The organism is Mesorhizobium sp. CU3 (genome assembly GCF_006442965.1).
Classification (GTDB): domain Bacteria; phylum Pseudomonadota; class Alphaproteobacteria; order Rhizobiales; family Rhizobiaceae; genus Mesorhizobium.
Window position 1 is genome coordinate 16,812 of record NZ_VFWX01000018.1, and the last position, 16,172, is coordinate 32,983.

Sequence of the window (16,172 nt, forward strand, 5' to 3'; positions counted from 1 at the left end):
CATCCGTTCACGGATCGTTTCGCAGTCCCGCGACCAGCAGCACCGCCGGTGCTGTCGCCGACACCGTCAGCCATCGCTGTTGTCGCTGCTCCTCTGGGGTGTCGAACGATCGTGATCGCCGCCATTGCCGCGCCAGGGTATGGAGCCGTTTTCGGGTGGTGCCGGCTTGGTGATTTTCGGTGGTGGAGGCGGCGGCGCAGGGGTGCGGATCACTTTTATCTTCGTGACCACTTTCGTCACCACCTTGGGCTTGCACACCGCGACCTTCATTTCGCTTTGCTTGGGCGAGAGGCCGAGAATGCCCATCGAATAGGCTTCTTGCCGGTCGATGCCGGCCTTGAGGAACGCAAGGGCGCGGTCCGCATCGGCAGGCACGCTGTTGCGGCCTTCCTTGAAGATCAGCGCCAGATCGTTCATGGCATTGATGTTGCCCATGGCGGCCGCTTTGAGCAGCAGGTCCAATCCCTTGCCGGTATCGCGTTGGATGCCGAGGCCGTCGAACAAGGCGCGCCCCCAGGCGGCCATGGCATAGGGGTCTCCCTTGTCGGACGCTTGCGAATAGAAGGCGTTCGCCTTGGTGCGATCCAAGGTTGTCGCTATTCCTGAAGAGGCGATGTAGCCGAGCTCGTAGACGGCGCGGACGTGCCCTTTGTCGGCGGCTTCCTGGATGGTTTGCCTGGCTTCGTCGACCTTGCCGGCCGCCAGCAGCGCCCGCCCGAGTTGGTAACGGAAGCGTGCGACATCCGGATAGGCCTTCACCGCTACCTGGCAAAGTTCGACTGCGTTGCCGCCGATTTCATTCGGCAACCGGCCGGGGACGACACCTTGCAAGTCGAGTGGCTCGCCTGCGGCCTGATCGCAAGGATCGACGTTAGGCGACAGCTTCATCGTCGCCTCTTTCGACGCATTGCCGACTCGGATATCGAAGCCGACCTCGACAGGTGAAGCCGAACCGATCTGCGGCTCGTATCGCAAATTGTCCAGCTCGCCGACCATCAGGCTCGATTGCGGCGACAGCACGCGATCCGGCAGCGAGAGCGTTCCGGTTGCCGGATAGCTCGCAAGCTTGAGGCTGACCGAGGCCTCATTGGCCGGAAGATCCAGCTTCAACGGAACCGGGCCGACGCCGACCAGCACGCCGATATCGCGATTTTCGATTGCTTCGGCGGCGGCGACCTGGATTCCGCGCTCCGACGCCTGCTGGTCTTGCGCAGTGGTGTCGGGTGACGGCGGCGCCGCTTGGCTTGCCCCGCGCATCAGCACGACGTCGTCTACCAGCGAGGAGCTCTCCCACGGAACCTGCTTGCCGTTGGTTGCCTTGACCACGTCGCGTCGCACGGCGGCCATGACGCTGAGGATCTCTTCGTTTGGCGTCAGAGCCCGGCGGGAAAAGGCGGACGAGAAGGGGCTGCCTTTGCCGGATCCATCATAAGCGACCGCGCCCGGCGCCGTGGCAAAGGCTATCAGCGCATTCTGCGAGCCTGTCACCTGTGCCAGCCCGCTGTCCCCGGATACGATCAATTGATCGCGCAGCCAATAGTCCTTGCGTGGGAAGGGATCGTTGCGGCAGGCGTCGAGGATGATCATCTGGATCTTAGACTTGGTCCGCAATTGCTGCAGCATGTCGTCAAGCTTGATAGCCTGGACCTCCATGTCGGCCGGATCCTTCAGCGACGCGTCGACCGGGATCAAAAAGTTCTGGCCGCCGATCTGGAAGCCGTGGCCGGAGTAATAGACGACTGCGAGATCGGCACCGTCGGCGGCGGCCAGGTAGTTGCGGAACTTCTCTTCGAACTGCAGCCTGGTCACGTCCTTGGCGACGAACACGTCGAAGCCGGCCAGCCGGAACGTCTTCGACACGTCATCGGCATCCTGGTCGGGGTTCTGGAGCGCCGGGATTTCCCGGTATTGCGAATTGCCGATCACGAGGGCAACCCTTCGATCGGCGTGGGCTTCGAGCGTCGTGAGGCTCAAAAGGATAAAGGCGGCGAAGAGCGCATAGCGTCGCAGCATGGCAAGGCCCCACATTCGTTACGGTCCGGTGACCCAAGAGGCATTTTGCCATGCGATGATCTGTTAAAGAATTCACAATATGAATATCTAAAACAGCAAAATCTTACATAATAGCGATATATTACTATTTAAGTAATATCTTATATGGCCGATTTTGAAGTCCTGTATATTGTCAGGCGGCTTCCGGCAGAAATTCCGGGTTCTGTTTCACCAGCGCCAGCTTCAGCTTCTCCATGGCGCGGGCCTCGATCTGGCGGACGCGTTCCTTGGAGATGCCGAGCTGCTCGCCGAGCGATTCAAGCGTGGCGCCCTCGTCGGTCAATCGACGCTCCTCAATGATGCGAAGCTCGCGGGCGTTGAGTGCACCGAGCGCGCTTTTCAGCCACACCGCGCGGCGCTGGACATCGATCCTGTCGCCGACGATCTCATCGGGAAGCGGGTCGTCCGAGACCAGGAAGTCCATCCGCTCCGCCGCGCCATTCTCGTCGGCCAATGGCGCGTTGAGCGAGCTGTCGGGAGAGGAGAGGCGCGAGTCCATCATCGCCACGTCGGCTTCCGGAACGCCAAGCGCCACCGAGACCTCGTGATAGAGCGAGGCGTTGGAGATCGGTTCGGCGCCGTTGGCAAGGCGGGCGCGCAGGCGCCGCAGATTGAAGAACAGCGCCTTCTGCGCCGAGCTGGTGCCGCCGCGCACGATCGACCAGTTGCGCAGGATGTAGTCCTGCATCGAAGCGCGGATCCACCAAGTAGCATAGGTCGAGAACCGCACCTCGCGCGCGGGCTCGAAACGCGCCGCCGCTTCCAGCAGACCGACATGGCCCTCCTGGATCAAGTCGCCGAGCGGCAAGCCGTAATGGCGGAATTTCGAGGCCATGGAGATCACCAGGCGCATATGCGCTACGGTGATCCGGTGCAGCGCGTGCTGGTCGTTGTCTTCCTTCCAACGCAGCGCCAGAAGATGCTCCTCGTCGCGCTCGAGGTAAGGAGCCTTCATTGCCGCCCGGACCAGTGTCCGTCCTGCCGCGTCCTCGATCATGCCGGTCCCCTTTGGCGTTCGTTGCACCGTTGACGGTTGAAATGACGCCGTCGCGCCCTAGAACAGCTTTGCAACGTGCCAAGCGCGGGAATGGTTCCGTGGCGGCGGTAGCCTGGCTGTTCCAGCCGGGAACGGTTTTGTTATCGATCACGGAAGCCGTCTTGCTGGATTTTCGCCAGGCTTTGAGAATCGGGTTCCTGGAACGACCGATTTTTGAAATGTGGTTCCTTATTTCGCGGCTTTCGATCTGTCAGGTTCCAGCCCTCACACTGCGCCGGAGCATCCGGTCAAAACGGGATCACATAAAAATGAAATGGCTTAAACCACTCCTCATCGCCGGAACGCTGCAGGTTCTGGCGGTCACCGCCGGCCATGCCGGCGCCAATCTCGACCAGATCAAGCAGGCGGGCGTCATCAAGGTCGGCACGGAAGGCACCTATGCGCCTTTCACCTATCACGACGAATCCAACGCGCTGGTCGGCTTCGATGTCGAGATCGCCAAGGCGATCGGCGAGAAGCTCGGGGTCAAGGTCGAGTTCCTCGAGGGCAAGTGGGACGGGCTGATCGCCGGCCTCGACGCCAACCGCTACGACGCCGTTATCAACGAGGTCGGCATCACCGATGCGCGCAAGGCCAAGTATGATTTCTCCGATCCCTATATCGCCTCCAAGGCGGTGCTGATCGTGCGCGGCGACAACGCCGACATCAAGACCTTCGCCGATCTCAAGGGCAAGAAGTCGGCGCAGTCGCTGACCTCGAACTTCGGCAAGCTCGCCGAGTCCAACGGCGCGGAACTTGTCGGCACCGACGGCTTCGACCAGTCGATCCAGCTCCTGCTCACCGGCCGCGCCGACGCCACCATCAACGACAGCCTGTCCTTTCTCGACTTCAAGAAGCACAAGCCGGACGCCAATGTGAAGATCGCCGCGCAGGAAGAGAATGCCGATTATTCCGGCGTCATCGTGCGCAAGGGCGACCCGGAACTGGTCGCCGCCATCAACAAGGCTCTGGCCGACATCAAGGCCGACGGCACCTACAAGAAGATCGCCGACAAGTATTTCGGCCAGGACGTTTCGAAATAAGCGATAGCGCTTGTTAGAAAAACCGGCGGATCCGTCTTTGACGGTCCGCCGGTTTTTGCATGATAGTCCTAAGCCGCGGTGCTGCCGCCGCCATGTCGTTGAAGGAGAGGGGTTCCGTGCCGCACTGGCTGCAATTGATGCTGGAGTCCTTGCCGACGCTGTTGTGGGCGGCGCTGATCTTCACCGTGCCGTTGACGCTGCTGTCGTTCGCGCTCGGCCTGATCGCCGGGCTGGTGACGGCGCTGATCCGGCTGTTCGGCCCGAAGCCGCTGGTCGCCCTGGTGCGCTTCTATGTCTGGATCTTTCGCGGCACGCCGCTGCTCGTGCAGCTCTTCCTGATCTTCTATGGCCTGCCTTCGGTCGGCATCCTGCTCGACGCCTTTCCGGCGGCACTTATCGGCTTCACCCTCAACATCGGCGCCTACACGTCGGAGATCATCCGCGCCGTCATCGGCTCGGTGCCGAAAGGACAGTGGGAGGCCTCCTATTCGATCGGCATGACCTGGAGCCAGGCGATGCGGCGCACCATCCTGCCGCAAGCGGGGCGCGTCGCCGTGCCGCCGCTCTCCAACACCTTCATCTCGCTGGTCAAGGATACGTCGCTGGCGGCCGCCATAACCGTGCCGGAGATGTTCCAGGCCGCGCAGCGTATCGTCGCCACCACCTATGAGCCGCTGATCCTCTATGTCGAGGCTGCAGCGCTTTACCTGGCGCTGAGCTCGGTGCTGTCTGCGCTGCAGGCGCGGCTCGAGGTGCGGCTCAACCGCTACGGCGGCTTCCTGGAGGCCAATTCATGATCGGCCTCACCAACATCGAAAAGCGCTTCGGCGACAATCTGGTGCTTAAGGGTGTCAGCGTCAGCCTCGACGAAGGCAGCGTGACGGCGCTGGTCGGCCCATCGGGCGGCGGCAAGAGCACACTTCTGCGCTGCATCAACCTGCTGGAGATCCCGACCTCGGGCAGCTTGCGCATCGGCGACGAGGCGCTTGAATTCCATCCGGGCGGCAAGGTGCCGGCAAAGGATATCCAGCGCATCCGCCTGCAGACCGGCATGGTGTTCCAGAATTTCCAGCTCTTCCCGCATCGCACCGCGATCGAGAATGTCATGGAAGGGCTGGTGACGGTGCTGAAATGGCCGGAGCCGAAGGCGCGTGAACGGGCGCTGGCACTGCTCGAAAAGGTCGGCATGGCGCACAAGGCCGATGCCTGGCCGGCGACGCTGTCCGGCGGCCAGCAGCAGCGCGTGGCGATCGCGCGCGCGCTGGCGCCGTCGCCGCGTGTGCTGCTGTGCGACGAACCAACCTCGGCGCTCGATCCCGAACTTGCGCAGGAAGTGGTCGACGTGCTGGGGCAACTCGCCCGCGAAGGCACGACCATGGTGATGGCCACGCATGATCTCAGGCTCGCTTCCAAGATCGCGCAGGAGGTGGTGTTCCTCGACGCCGGCGTCGTCGTCGAGAAAGGCCCGGCCTCGGTCGTCTTCGACAATCCCGAGCGCGAACGGACAAAACGCTTCATCGCCTCGCTGCGCCAGGAAGAGGCCCAGAAGGACGTCGGTAGCGCGGCGTAATCCTTGGGTCAAAAACAAAAACCCGGCGCGAGGCCGGGTTTTTGCAATTCAATGAGCGAAAAGCTCAGGCAGCTTCTTCCTGCTCGGCTTCCTCGTTGTCGGCCTTGGCACCGCGCTTCGGACCCTTGTTGAGGTTGACCTCGATGAGGCGAACCGCCTCGGTCTCCGACATGCGGTTGACGGCGGCAATCTCGCGCGCCATGCGGTCGAGCGCGGCTTCATAAAGCTGGCGCTCGGAATAGGACTGCTCCGGCTGGTTGTCGGCGCGGTAGAGGTCGCGCACCACTTCCGAGATCGAAATCAGATCGCCGGAGTTGATCTTGGCGTCATATTCCTGCGCGCGGCGCGACCACATGGTCCGCTTGATGCGGGCGCGGCCCTGCACGACCTTCAGCGCGCGGTCGACATAATCCTCTTCCGACAGCTTGCGCATGCCGATCGAGGTCGCCTTGGCGACCGGCACCTTCAGACGCATCTTGTCCTTCTGGAAGTCGATGACGAACAATTCCAGCTTGTGACCCGCAACTTCCTGCTCGTCGATCGCGACGATCTGGCCGACGCCGTGCGCCGGGTAGACGATGAACTCGCCGGTCTTGAACCCGTGGCGAGCTGCGTTGGACTTCTTCTGCGGGGTGATCGTTGCCATTACGCCCTGAACTCCTTGGTTGTAGCGCCGGCATGGCGGCGCCGGCTGAACTCTTGTGACCGGCGGTGGCCGATCTTTAGCCGCACAACAGGTGAACCGAACCGAAAAAGCCGAGACCAGCAAAGCGCACGAATGCGACCGCCTGTCCCAGATTGCTCTGGTTCGGGTTTGAGACGTTCACCTTTCAGTGATTTGAGGCGTCAGCGCCATAAATCGATGTTGTGTCACCGGCATGTTTGTCTGATGTAACACAAAAAGTCGGAAGAATCAAGGTTTTGCTGCGTTCGCTAACGCCGAGCGCCATCGCTGCCTGTCAAGACAGTAAATCCATCGGCCTCGTTACGCCGCGTCATGCCGGCATCGCCGGCGCCCGTATCAATCGCCTTCGCCGGGCTCGGCGGAGAAATACTTCTCGAACTTTCCGGCCTCGCCGTCGAAGCTTTTCGCGTCCGCGGGCGGTTCCTTCTTGGCCGTGATGTTGGGCCATTTCTCGGCGTATTCGGAATTGATCTGCAACCATTTGTCGAGACCGGACTCAGTGTCCGGCTTGATTGCGTCGGCCGGGCATTCGGGCTCGCAGACGCCGCAGTCGATGCACTCGTCGGGATGGATGACGAGCATGTTCTCGCCTTCGTAGAAACAGTCGACCGGACAGACCTCGATGCAGTCCATGTATTTGCATTTAATGCAATTGTCGGTCACGACATAGGTCATTGCAGGCTCCGGGACGTCCCGATTTGCTCGGCTTTTCCAGGTGAGGTAACGCCTTTGCCCGCCGCATGCAAGGGCGCGGCTTGGGGGCATCGCCGGGGTTGCGAAAAGGAATTCCAGCCGCTACCGCCTGCGGTTGCGTTCAATCCTCGCCAAGCAGCCGGTCGGTTTGCCGGCGCTCGCGTTTGGTCGGGCGGCCGCTGCCCGCCTCGCGCAGCGCCGGAATGGCGTCGCGAACGGCCTCGCCCTTCGGCGAAGGCGTCGGCGACATATCCTCGTAAAGCAGGCGCGCCTCGTCCGCGGGGCCGCGCCGGCTGCCGCAATTCAGCACCTTCCAGACCAGTATGCGGCCCTCCAGCGTGATGGTCAGCACGTCGCCCGGCTTGACCAGATCCGAGGCCTGCGCTGCTTTGTCGCGATTGATGCGGACGCGGCCGGCAGTGACGACCTTTGCCGCCAGCGAGCGCGATTTCACGGCGCGCGAGAAGAACAGCCATTTGTCGATGCGCTGGCGGCCCTCTCCAACCATCGCAGCTAGCTTTTTTGGAGCATGATCTCGCCCGAAAACCGATTCCCGCTTTTTGGGATCATGCTGTCTCTTTGTTGGAGCATGATCTTGTCCGAAAACCGGTTCCCACTTTTCGGGATCATGCTCATTTCTTCAGTTGGTCGCGCAAGGCGGCGAGCTTGGCGAAGGGCGAATCCGGATCGAAGCGCTGCGGGCGCTCCTCGCGCGGCTTGGCCTGGAAGGCCGGCTTGCCGGCCGGAGCGTTGCCCTTGCCGTCCTGCCTCTTGCCTTTCCAGTCCGGCCGGCCTTCGCGGCGGCCCCCGTCGTTGCGATCCGGGCGATCGCCCTGCGGCCTGCCTTCGCGGCGCTCGCCATTCTCGCGCCGGTCGCCGGCGTCCGGCCGCGGCTTGAATTTCGAGCGGTCGAAGCGCGGCTTGCCGGCGCCGTCGCGGCGGCCCTCCTGCGCCGGCCTGTCGCCGGGCTGGCCGCTTGCCGCGCTTGGCTCGCGCGCGGGTTGGCCGTTGCGCGGACGATTGTCGCGGCGGTTGTTGTCTTGGCGATGGCGCGGGCGCTGGTGGTCGAAGCGCGCCTGCCGCCACAGAAGGATAGGCTTCGGCTCTTCGGCCTCGGCCGGCGCGTCACCGGAAACTGCTTCCGATGCGACAGCGTCAGCCGCCGTCGTCTCGCCTTCCTCCGGGGGTTCCGGCTGGGCAGTCTCGCTTGCCGAAGCTGCCACCTCGACAGCTGCCGGTGCTTCGGATTGCTCCTCCGCCGGCTGGCTTGCAGCCGTGGCGTCCGCAGGCACCGTCTCTTCCGATACGGGTTCGGCCTCGGCAGCCGGCTCCACGGCAACTTCGCCGACGGGCTCCGCCGTCTCCACCGGATCGGCCGCCGGGTCCGCGTTTTCGGCCGACGGCTCCACGCCGGTATCAACCGGCGCGGCTTCGGTCGCCGCCGCGGCGCGGGCGGCTTCTTCCGCTGCCAGCTTCGCGGCTGCCGCTTCGCGGGCCGCGTTGTCCTGAGCGTCCAGCTTCGCCTTCACTTCGGCGGCCGGCTTCGGTTCGGCGCGGTAGCCCAGACCCTTGAGGATCTCTTCCATGTCGTCGGCGGTGGCGCCGAGGATCGACATCATCGGCGGCGTCACCATGAAGGCGTGGCCGTCATAGGCGCCGTCCGGGCGCTGCCCGAGGCCGGGCTTCCAGTTGGTCGCCGGCCGGATCAGGTCGGCAAGCCGCTCGAGGATGTCGACGCGCACGGCGCGGCGGCCGAGATTGCGGTAACCGGCGAGCTTGTAGAAGGACTTGTCGAAAGCCGGGTCGATGACCACCGAGGTGCGGCCCGAGGCCAGCGCATGCACGACGTCGCCGAAGCCCGGCTTATCCTTGCCGTCGTTCTTCAGCGCCCATAGCAGCGTAACCAGATCGGAAGGCGCCGGCTTGATCAGCGCCGGCACGAAGACATGGTAGGCGCCGAAGCGCACGCCCAGACGACGAAGCGCCGCGCGGCCTTCCTGGTCGAGCGTCTTCATCTCTTCGGCGATGTCGCGGCGGTTGATCAGGCCATAATGCTCGACGAGCTGGAACGCGATGCCGCGCGCGATGCCGGTGAGCTGGTCGGCATTCTTCAGATCGACCAGCGGCTTCAAGAGCGACTCGATCCGGAAATTGACGAAACGCTCGGCACGCGCCGCGACCTTGTCGCGGGCAGGGCCGGTCAGCTGCTCGTCGGCCAGAAGCACGAGACGCGGCTTCAGCGCCTCGTCGCCGGCGACCAGCGTGCCGATCGGCGCGCCGATCCAGCGCAGGACGCCTTCAGAGCCCAGCGCCAGGTCGCCATTGGCGCAAGCGGCAAAGCGCTCGGCGCGCGCATCGAACTCGGCCGCGAGCGCCTTCTGGGCGGCGGTGCGCACCGCCTTGGCATCCTCGCCGCCGGCGCTCTGGTCGGCGGTGAAGCGGAACCCCTGCAACTCGCCGACATGATGGCCTTCGACGAGGACGGTTCCGGTAGGGCTGATTTCGGCTTCAGGCATGGTATTTTCTCTAAGGCGCCGCATGAGGACGGAAGTCCTGCGGTCTACGAAGCGTTTCGTCAACCGCTCATGCAGCGCATCGGACAATCTGTCTTCGATTTCGCGCGTCTTTTCCTGCCAGTGTAGCTGATCGGCCAGCCAGCCGGGACGGTTGGAGACGAAAGTCCAGGTGCGGATCTGCGCGATGCGGTGCGACAGCGTGTCGATATCGCCTTCGGTCGTGTCGGCGCGCCGCACCTGCTCGGCCATGTAATTCTCATCGACATGGCCATGGCGGGCAAGGTCCATATAGATCGAGGCGATGAGATCGGCATGCTGGGCCGGCGCGATCTTGCGGTAGTCCGGCAGCGCGCAAGCTTCCCAGAGCAAGGCGACCCGATCACTGGTGGTGGCCAGAGCGCGGATTTCCTCGTCCCGCGACAGATGCTCCAGCGCCTGCGCATCAACCGCCGGCAGCGCGCGGGTCAGGCCCTCGACCGGCGCGTTGGTCTCGATCGAACGCTTCAGCGCGTCGAGGCTGGAAAAATCGAAATCGGCGGTGCGCCATTGCAGCACCTTCACCGGATCGAAGTCGTGGCCTTCGATCTTCTTGATGAGATCCTCGTCGAACGGATCGACCTGGCCGGTGACGCCGAAGGTACCGTCGCGCAAATGCCGCCCGGCGCGGCCGGCGATCTGGCCAAGCTCGGCGGCGGTCAGGTTGCGGTACTGGTAGCCGTCGAATTTGCGGTTCTGCGCGAAGGCGACATGGTCGAGATCGAGGTTCAGCCCCATGCCGATGGCGTCGGTGGCGATGAGATAGTCGACATCGCCGGACTGGAACAGCGCCACCTGGGCGTTGCGGGTGCGGGGCGAGAGTGCGCCGAGCACAACGGCCGCACCGCCCTGCTGGCGGCGGATCAATTCGGCGATGGCATAGACCTCGTCGGCCGAGAAGGCGACGATCGCGGTGCGCCGCGGCAGCCGGGTCAGCTTCTTCGAGCCGGCATAGGCGAGATGCGACAGGCGCGGCCGCGTCACCACCGATACGCCCTTCAAGAGCTTCTGCAGGATGCCATGCATGGTGGCCGCGCCGAGAAGCAGCGTCTCCTGGCGGCCGCGCAGATGCAGGATGCGGTCGGTGAAGATATGGCCGCGTTCGAGATCGCCGGCGAGTTGCACCTCGTCGATGGCGGCGAAGGCGGCGTCGGTGTCGCGCGGCATCGCCTCGACGGTGCAGACGGAATATTTCGCGCCGGCCGGAACGATCTTCTCCTCACCGGTGATCAGCGCCACCTTGTGGGCGCCGACCTTCTCGCACACGCGGGTGTAGACTTCGCGGGCGAGCAGCCTCAGCGGCAGGCCGATCACCCCGGTCTCATGCGCCACCATGCGCTCGATGGCCAGATGCGTCTTGCCGGTGTTGGTGGGGCCTAGCACGGCCGTCACGTCGCGGCCCGAAAGGATCAGCGGCTCTTTGTGTTTCGGCTGGATATTCATCGGCCCGGAAATAAGGGTTTCTGCCGCTCTTGGTCTGAAGCACCACAGCGCTGCCGCGTGTGACAGCCGACACATAGGGATTTAGCTCGACAAGCGAAAGCGGAATGTTCCTTTGGGACCAAGCGAGCTTGGTAGGGACCCTGAAAAATCGGTTCTCGTTAACGGCTGGAACGAGTCTGGAACGAATCGGCGACGAATCGCTGACTCGTTCCGATTCAGGTTTTGTTCACGGCTATATGTGGATTTTCCGACGACGAGTCTCACCACATGCTGAATCTGCGAACTGGCCCGATTTATGCTGGGGTGCTGCAATGCGCGGAAGTCCGTTAACCTTTGCCGGCAAGCGGTTGCGGTCGATCGACAGGCGGTTCGCAAGGTTATGAAATCGTTGATCTTTCTTAACGGTTCTTAACGAATTTCGTAGCTTTTGAGGGCCTCGCCGTTAACTTCCCGGCCAAAGCCAGAACGAATCGGCGACGAATCGGAGCTGAGCCGAGTTTCCCGGTTTGTTCACCCCTAGATATGGTGTTATCCACAGCTTGTGCACCGATAGCGCACAGCTTGTGAACGAGGTTGCGCACAGGATCTGGCAAGCGGCGTTAACCATTGCGTGCCGAATTGACGCATCGCGTCGCGCCGCTCTTGCCGGCGGCATGAAAACAGGCGGCTCGATATCAGGCCGCCTGCTTGCAGAAGACCTCAGGCGAAGTACTGGCCGCCATTGGCGGTGATGGTCGAGCCGGTGATGAAGCCGGCCTCGTCGGAAGCGAGGAAGACGACGCAGCGCGCGATCTCTTCCGGCTCACCGAGGCGGCCGACCGGGATCTGCGGGAGGATGCGCTCGTTGAGCACTTTTTCGTCGATCGCCTTGACCATTTCGGTGGCGATGTAGCCGGGGCAGATCACGTTGACGGTGATGCCCGCACGCGCGCCCTCCTGAGCCAGCGCCTTGGAGAAGCCGATGTCGCCGGCCTTTGCGGCGGAGTAGTTGACCTGGCCGGCCTGGCCCTTCTGGCCGTTGATCGAGGAGATGGTGATCACGCGGCCGAACTTGCGGTCGCGCATGCCGCTCCACAGCGGATGCGTCATGTTGAAGACGCCGGAGAGGTTGGTGTCGATGACCTCTTTCCACTGCGCGGGCGTCATCTTGTGGAACATGGCGTCGCGGGTGATGCCGGCATTGTTGACCAAGACGGAGACCGGGCCGAGATCGGCTTCGACCTGCTTGATGCCTGCGGCGCAGGCCTCGTAGTCGGCGACCGACCATTTGTAGACCGGGATGCCGGTCTCGGCCTTGAATTTCTGGGCCGCCTCGTCGTTGCCGGCATAATTAGCCGCGACCGAATAGCCGGCGCTTTTCAGGGCGACCGATATGGCGGCGCCGATGCCGCGCGATCCACCGGTGACGATTGCTACCTTGCTCATGCGCTTCCTCCCTTTGATCCTCGGGGCGAGTAGGGAGTGGCGAATAGCGAGTAGGGATCCGATATCCCGCCGCGCCGACGCCATTCTCCCCTATTCGCTATTGGCTTGTTCAGAGCGCTTCCACGCACATGGCGACGCCCATGCCGCCGCCGATGCAGAGCGTGGCGAGGCCCTTCTTGGCGCCGCGGCGGCGCATCTCGAAGACCAGCGTGTTGAAGACGCGGGCGCCGGAGGCGCCGATCGGATGGCCGATGGCGATCGCCCCGCCATTGACGTTGACGATCGAGGGATCCCAGCCCATGCCCTGGTTGACGGCGCAGGCCTGCGCCGCGAAGGCCTCGTTGGCTTCGACGAGGTCGAGGTCCTTGACCGACCAGCCTGCCTTCTCCAGCGCGCGCTTCGAAGCCGGGATAGGTCCAGTGCCCATGATCGACGGGTCGACGCCGGCGGTCGCCCAGGAGGCGATGCGAACCAGCGGGGTAATGCCCCGCCGGGCGGCCTCGGCTTCAGTCATCAGCAGCGCGCCGGCGGCGCCGTCATTGATGCCGGAAGCGTTGGCGGCAGTGACCGTGCCGTCCTTGTCGAAGGCCGGCTTCAGTTTGGTCATGGCGTCGAGCGTGGCGCCATGGCGGATATACTCGTCCTGGTCGACAATCGTGTCGCCCTTCTTGCCCTTGATGGTGAAGGCGACGATCTCGTCCTTGAACTTGCCGGCCTTCTGCGCGGCCTCGGCCTTGTTCTGCGAGGCCAGCGCGAACTCGTCCTGGGTGTCGCGGGTGATCTGGAACTGGCGGGCGACGTTCTCGGCGGTATTGCCCATGTGGTAGCCGTTGAAGGCATCCCACAACCCGTCCTTGATCATGGTGTCGATCATCTTGTAGTCGCCCATCTTGACGCCGGCGCGCAGGTGCTCGGCGTGCGGCGACAGCGACATCGATTCCTGGCCGCCGGCAACGATCACCTTGGCGTCGCCGGTGGCGATCTGCTGCATGCCGAGGGCGATGGCCCGCAGGCCCGAGCCGCAAACCTGGTTGAGGCCCCAAGCGGTGGTCTCCTTGGGCAGGCCGGCATTGATCGAAGCCTGGCGGGCCGGATTCTGGCCCTGTGCGGCGGTCAGCACCTGGCCGAGGATGACCTCGTCGACTTCGGCCGCCTCGACGCCTGAGCGCGCGAGCAGTTCCCTGATGACCACGGCGCCAAGTTCATGCGCGGGCGTGGCGGCGAAACTGCCGTTGAAGGAGCCGACTGCGGTGCGGGCAGCGCTGGCGACGACAATTGAGTTGGATGCGGACATTTTCTTCTCCAGACTTCGAGGTGTCGTGTTTTGGGGCGTTTTAGGACTTTCTTGCCCGTTCCAAACCCCAAGTCAAACCGGAAATGGGCATGGCCGCCATGCGCGGCAAGCAGAGCGCCCGGCGGTTGCGGTAACATGACGTTGACCGTGCAGCGGATTTTGCCGTGGCCCTGCAGCATTAATTGATGCCGCACTGCACAAACCACTTGGAATTGTGACGCTTTTGCGCATATCCTCGCCAATGGCGCAATCGTTACCGGCCGCTTACTCCAAGCGTGCCGGTATCCTGGGGAGGATACGGATGGCCGCGAAAGACGACCCGATCGTCATCAAGAAGTATGCCAATCGCCGACTCTACAACACCGGCACCAGTACGTATGTGACGCTCGAAGACTTGGCCGACATGGTCAAGAAGGGCGAAGAATTCACGGTGCAGGACGCCAAGACCGGCGACGACATCACCCATCCGGTGCTGACGCAGATCATCTTCGAGCTGGAGAACAAGGACGGGCAGAACATGCTGCCGATCCCGTTCCTGCGCCAGCTCATCGCCTTCTACGGCGACCAGATGCAGATGATCGTGCCGAGCTTCCTCGAACAGTCGATGATCGCCTTCTCGAAGGAGCAAGAGCGCTTTCGCGAGCAGCTCAAAGGCGCGTTCGGCAAGACGCCGATCGACGTCATGAAGATGGCCACGCCGATGAAGGCGCTGGAAGAGCAGACGCGCCGCAACATGGAGATGTTCCAGAACGCGATGCGCATGTTCACGCCGTTCCCCGCCGCAAGCACCGGCGCCGCGGCGCCAGCCGAGACGCCGAAGAAGGAAGCGGCGGAGAAGGGCGGCGACGATCTGCAGGAATTGAAGGCGCAGATCGCGGCGATGCAGCGCAAGCTGGACACAATGTCCTGACGGCTTCTTGTGGCGATCGCGGCGTTTGGGATTAGCCGTAAACACGCGTCCCTTCGTCATCCTCGGGCTTGACCCGAGGATCCATTCCGTGACGTCTGCCATAGAACGCGGCGGAGCAGAATTCTGAACCGTTGCAACGCCTTAGCGTCACGGCATGGATTCCAGGGTCTGCGCGCGTCGCTTCGCTCCTTGCTCCGCCCTGGAATGACGACTTGATAGACGTCTCCGCTAATCGCAGTCGTTTGCGCTAGAGGCGGCCGTCAGCCTCTCTCCACAGGCCCGTCATACCTGGCGCGCGGCCTGATCGGGCGGTTGCTGGTCACCTGCTCGATGGCATGCGCCGTCCAGCCGACGCTGCGGCCGAGCGCGAACAGGCGGAACGGCGCATCGGCCGGGAGGCGGAGGCCGAGCGTCAGCGCGGCGAGTGCGAAGTCGATGTTCGGATGCAGGCCGGTCGCGGCGAAGATCGCGTCGCGCAGCCGCAACAATCCCTCATCGATATCGAGACCGTCGAACAGGCCCTGCGCGCGCGGGTCGCCTTGGGGATAGAGCTGGTGGCCGAAGCCGGGCAGCGGCCGGTCATGCGCCAGCCAGCGCGCGATCGCCTCGTCGGCGCCTAACCGTCCGGCATCCTCGACCAGCGCGATCGTCGCCGCGCCGGCGCCGCCGTGGCGCGGGCCTGTCAGCGTGGCGAGGCCGGCGAGCAGGCAGGCCGCGATCGGCGCGCCGGTCGAGGCGGCGACACGGGCGGCGAAGGTCGAGGCGTTGAGCTCGTGATCGGCCAGCAGCACCAGCGCCCTTCGGATGAGATCGGCGCCCTTGGCGTCGACCGACCAGCCCTGTGCCAGCCTTTCATGCACGGACCGTGTACCCGGCACGGCGCCGAGGGCCGTCGCCAGCGCGCTGGTGGCGGAGGCGCCGTCCTGCTGCAGCATGGCCGGCCCGCGACCGAGCGAGGGCCAGCCTTCGGCCGCCAGCGCCGACAGGTGCGCAAACGCGGTCGGCGTGCCGGCTTGCCGAACAGAGGAAGGGGTGAGCGAGGCGAGGGAGACCGCGGCGTCGGAGGCCCACAGCAAAGCTGCGGCCTCCTCCAATGTCGCCGTCGCCGAAAGCGTCACCGCATCCTTGCCGCGATAGACGAGGCGGCCATGCGACACCGTCGAGATCGAGGTCGAGATCGCCGGCTCGCCCCAGGCGATGGCGCTTTCGGCGATGGCCTGCGGGCTCTTGCCGCGCGCCCGGCGCGTCGCAAGTGCCGCAATGTCGTCGGCGCGGTACTGGCTGCGGCGCGGATCGGCCCTGTCCGGCTGCATGCCGATGCGGCCGCGGCTGACATAGGCGTAAAGCGTCTGCGGCCGGACATTAAGCCGCTTCAGCGCTTCTTCCCGCGTCAGCCATTCCGTCATTTGGCGCCTTACATTGATTATCTTGATCAAGATTGATGCATTGATTGCGCAGCCTTAATTGCA

13 protein-coding genes are annotated in these 16,172 nt (G+C 63.8%); 4 read left to right on the forward strand and 9 right to left on the reverse strand.

Features of this window, described 5'->3' with window-relative positions; all coding sequences use genetic code 11:
• Window positions 1-66 precede the first annotated feature (66 nt).
• Together FJ988_RS24120 and FJ988_RS24125 are read right to left on the reverse strand one after the other, a co-directional pair.
• On the reverse strand, window positions 67-2,013 hold the full coding sequence (locus FJ988_RS24120) for a caspase family protein (protein WP_140820860.1): 1,947 nt from the start codon (window positions 2,011-2,013) through the stop codon (window positions 67-69).
• A gap of 172 nt (window positions 2,014-2,185) precedes the next feature.
• On the reverse strand, window positions 2,186-3,049 hold the full coding sequence (locus tag FJ988_RS24125) for an RNA polymerase factor sigma-32 (RefSeq protein ID WP_140820861.1): 864 nt from the start codon (window positions 3,047-3,049) through the stop codon (window positions 2,186-2,188).
• Between the two features lie 308 nt (window positions 3,050-3,357).
• Between FJ988_RS24125 and FJ988_RS24130 the strand changes: the two genes are divergently transcribed.
• The 3 genes from FJ988_RS24130 (at window position 3,358) to FJ988_RS24140 (ending at window position 5,701) form a co-directional block, all read left to right on the forward strand.
• Window positions 3,358-4,131, forward strand: coding sequence for an amino acid ABC transporter substrate-binding protein (locus tag FJ988_RS24130; protein WP_140820862.1), 774 nt, complete (start codon window positions 3,358-3,360; stop codon window positions 4,129-4,131).
• 116 nt (window positions 4,132-4,247) lie between these two features.
• Window positions 4,248-4,928, forward strand: coding sequence for an ABC transporter permease subunit (locus tag FJ988_RS24135; RefSeq protein ID WP_126064024.1), 681 nt, complete (start codon window positions 4,248-4,250; stop codon window positions 4,926-4,928).
• Window positions 4,925-5,701, forward strand: a complete 777-nt coding sequence (locus tag FJ988_RS24140; protein WP_140820863.1) for an amino acid ABC transporter ATP-binding protein — start codon at window positions 4,925-4,927, stop codon at window positions 5,699-5,701. The genes FJ988_RS24135 and FJ988_RS24140 overlap by 4 nt, the downstream gene beginning before the upstream one ends.
• A 64-nt stretch (window positions 5,702-5,765) precedes the next feature.
• Here the strand turns inward: FJ988_RS24140 and FJ988_RS24145 are convergent, their stop codons facing one another.
• The 6 genes from FJ988_RS24145 to FJ988_RS24170 form a co-directional block, all read right to left on the reverse strand.
• A complete protein-coding gene (locus tag FJ988_RS24145; protein ID WP_040991750.1) occupies window positions 5,766-6,347 on the reverse strand; it encodes a CarD family transcriptional regulator in 582 nt (193 codons plus the stop codon).
• Window positions 6,348-6,722: 375 nt separating this feature from the next.
• The gene (gene fdxA, locus FJ988_RS24150) at window positions 6,723-7,061 is read right to left on the reverse strand and encodes a ferredoxin FdxA (RefSeq protein ID WP_140820864.1); all 339 of its coding nucleotides are present in this window, start codon (window positions 7,059-7,061) and stop codon (window positions 6,723-6,725) included.
• Between the two features lie 139 nt (window positions 7,062-7,200).
• Window positions 7,201-7,587, reverse strand: a complete 387-nt coding sequence (locus tag FJ988_RS24155; protein ID WP_140820865.1) for an RNA-binding S4 domain-containing protein — start codon at window positions 7,585-7,587, stop codon at window positions 7,201-7,203.
• 124 nt (window positions 7,588-7,711) lie between these two features.
• Entirely contained in the window at window positions 7,712-11,074 is a 3,363-nt protein-coding gene (locus tag FJ988_RS24160; RefSeq protein ID WP_140820866.1) for a helicase-related protein, read from the reverse strand.
• A gap of 699 nt (window positions 11,075-11,773) precedes the next feature.
• Window positions 11,774-12,499: an acetoacetyl-CoA reductase gene (gene phbB / locus FJ988_RS24165; protein ID WP_140820867.1), complete on the reverse strand. Its 726-nt coding sequence runs from the start codon at window positions 12,497-12,499 to the stop codon at window positions 11,774-11,776.
• A gap of 109 nt (window positions 12,500-12,608) precedes the next feature.
• On the reverse strand, window positions 12,609-13,793 hold the full coding sequence (locus FJ988_RS24170; protein ID WP_140820868.1) for an acetyl-CoA C-acetyltransferase: 1,185 nt from the start codon (window positions 13,791-13,793) through the stop codon (window positions 12,609-12,611).
• A 301-nt stretch (window positions 13,794-14,094) separates the two neighbouring features.
• On the opposite strand from FJ988_RS24170, the gene phaR reads away from it, so the two are divergent.
• The gene (phaR, locus tag FJ988_RS24175; protein ID WP_140820869.1) at window positions 14,095-14,703 is read left to right on the forward strand and encodes a polyhydroxyalkanoate synthesis repressor PhaR; all 609 of its coding nucleotides are present in this window, start codon (window positions 14,095-14,097) and stop codon (window positions 14,701-14,703) included.
• A gap of 260 nt (window positions 14,704-14,963) precedes the next feature.
• On the opposite strand, the gene FJ988_RS24180 is transcribed toward phaR, so the two are convergent.
• A complete protein-coding gene (locus FJ988_RS24180) occupies window positions 14,964-16,109 on the reverse strand; it encodes a citrate synthase (RefSeq protein WP_140820870.1) in 1,146 nt (381 codons plus the stop codon).
• Window positions 16,110-16,172: the final 63 nt, after the last annotated feature.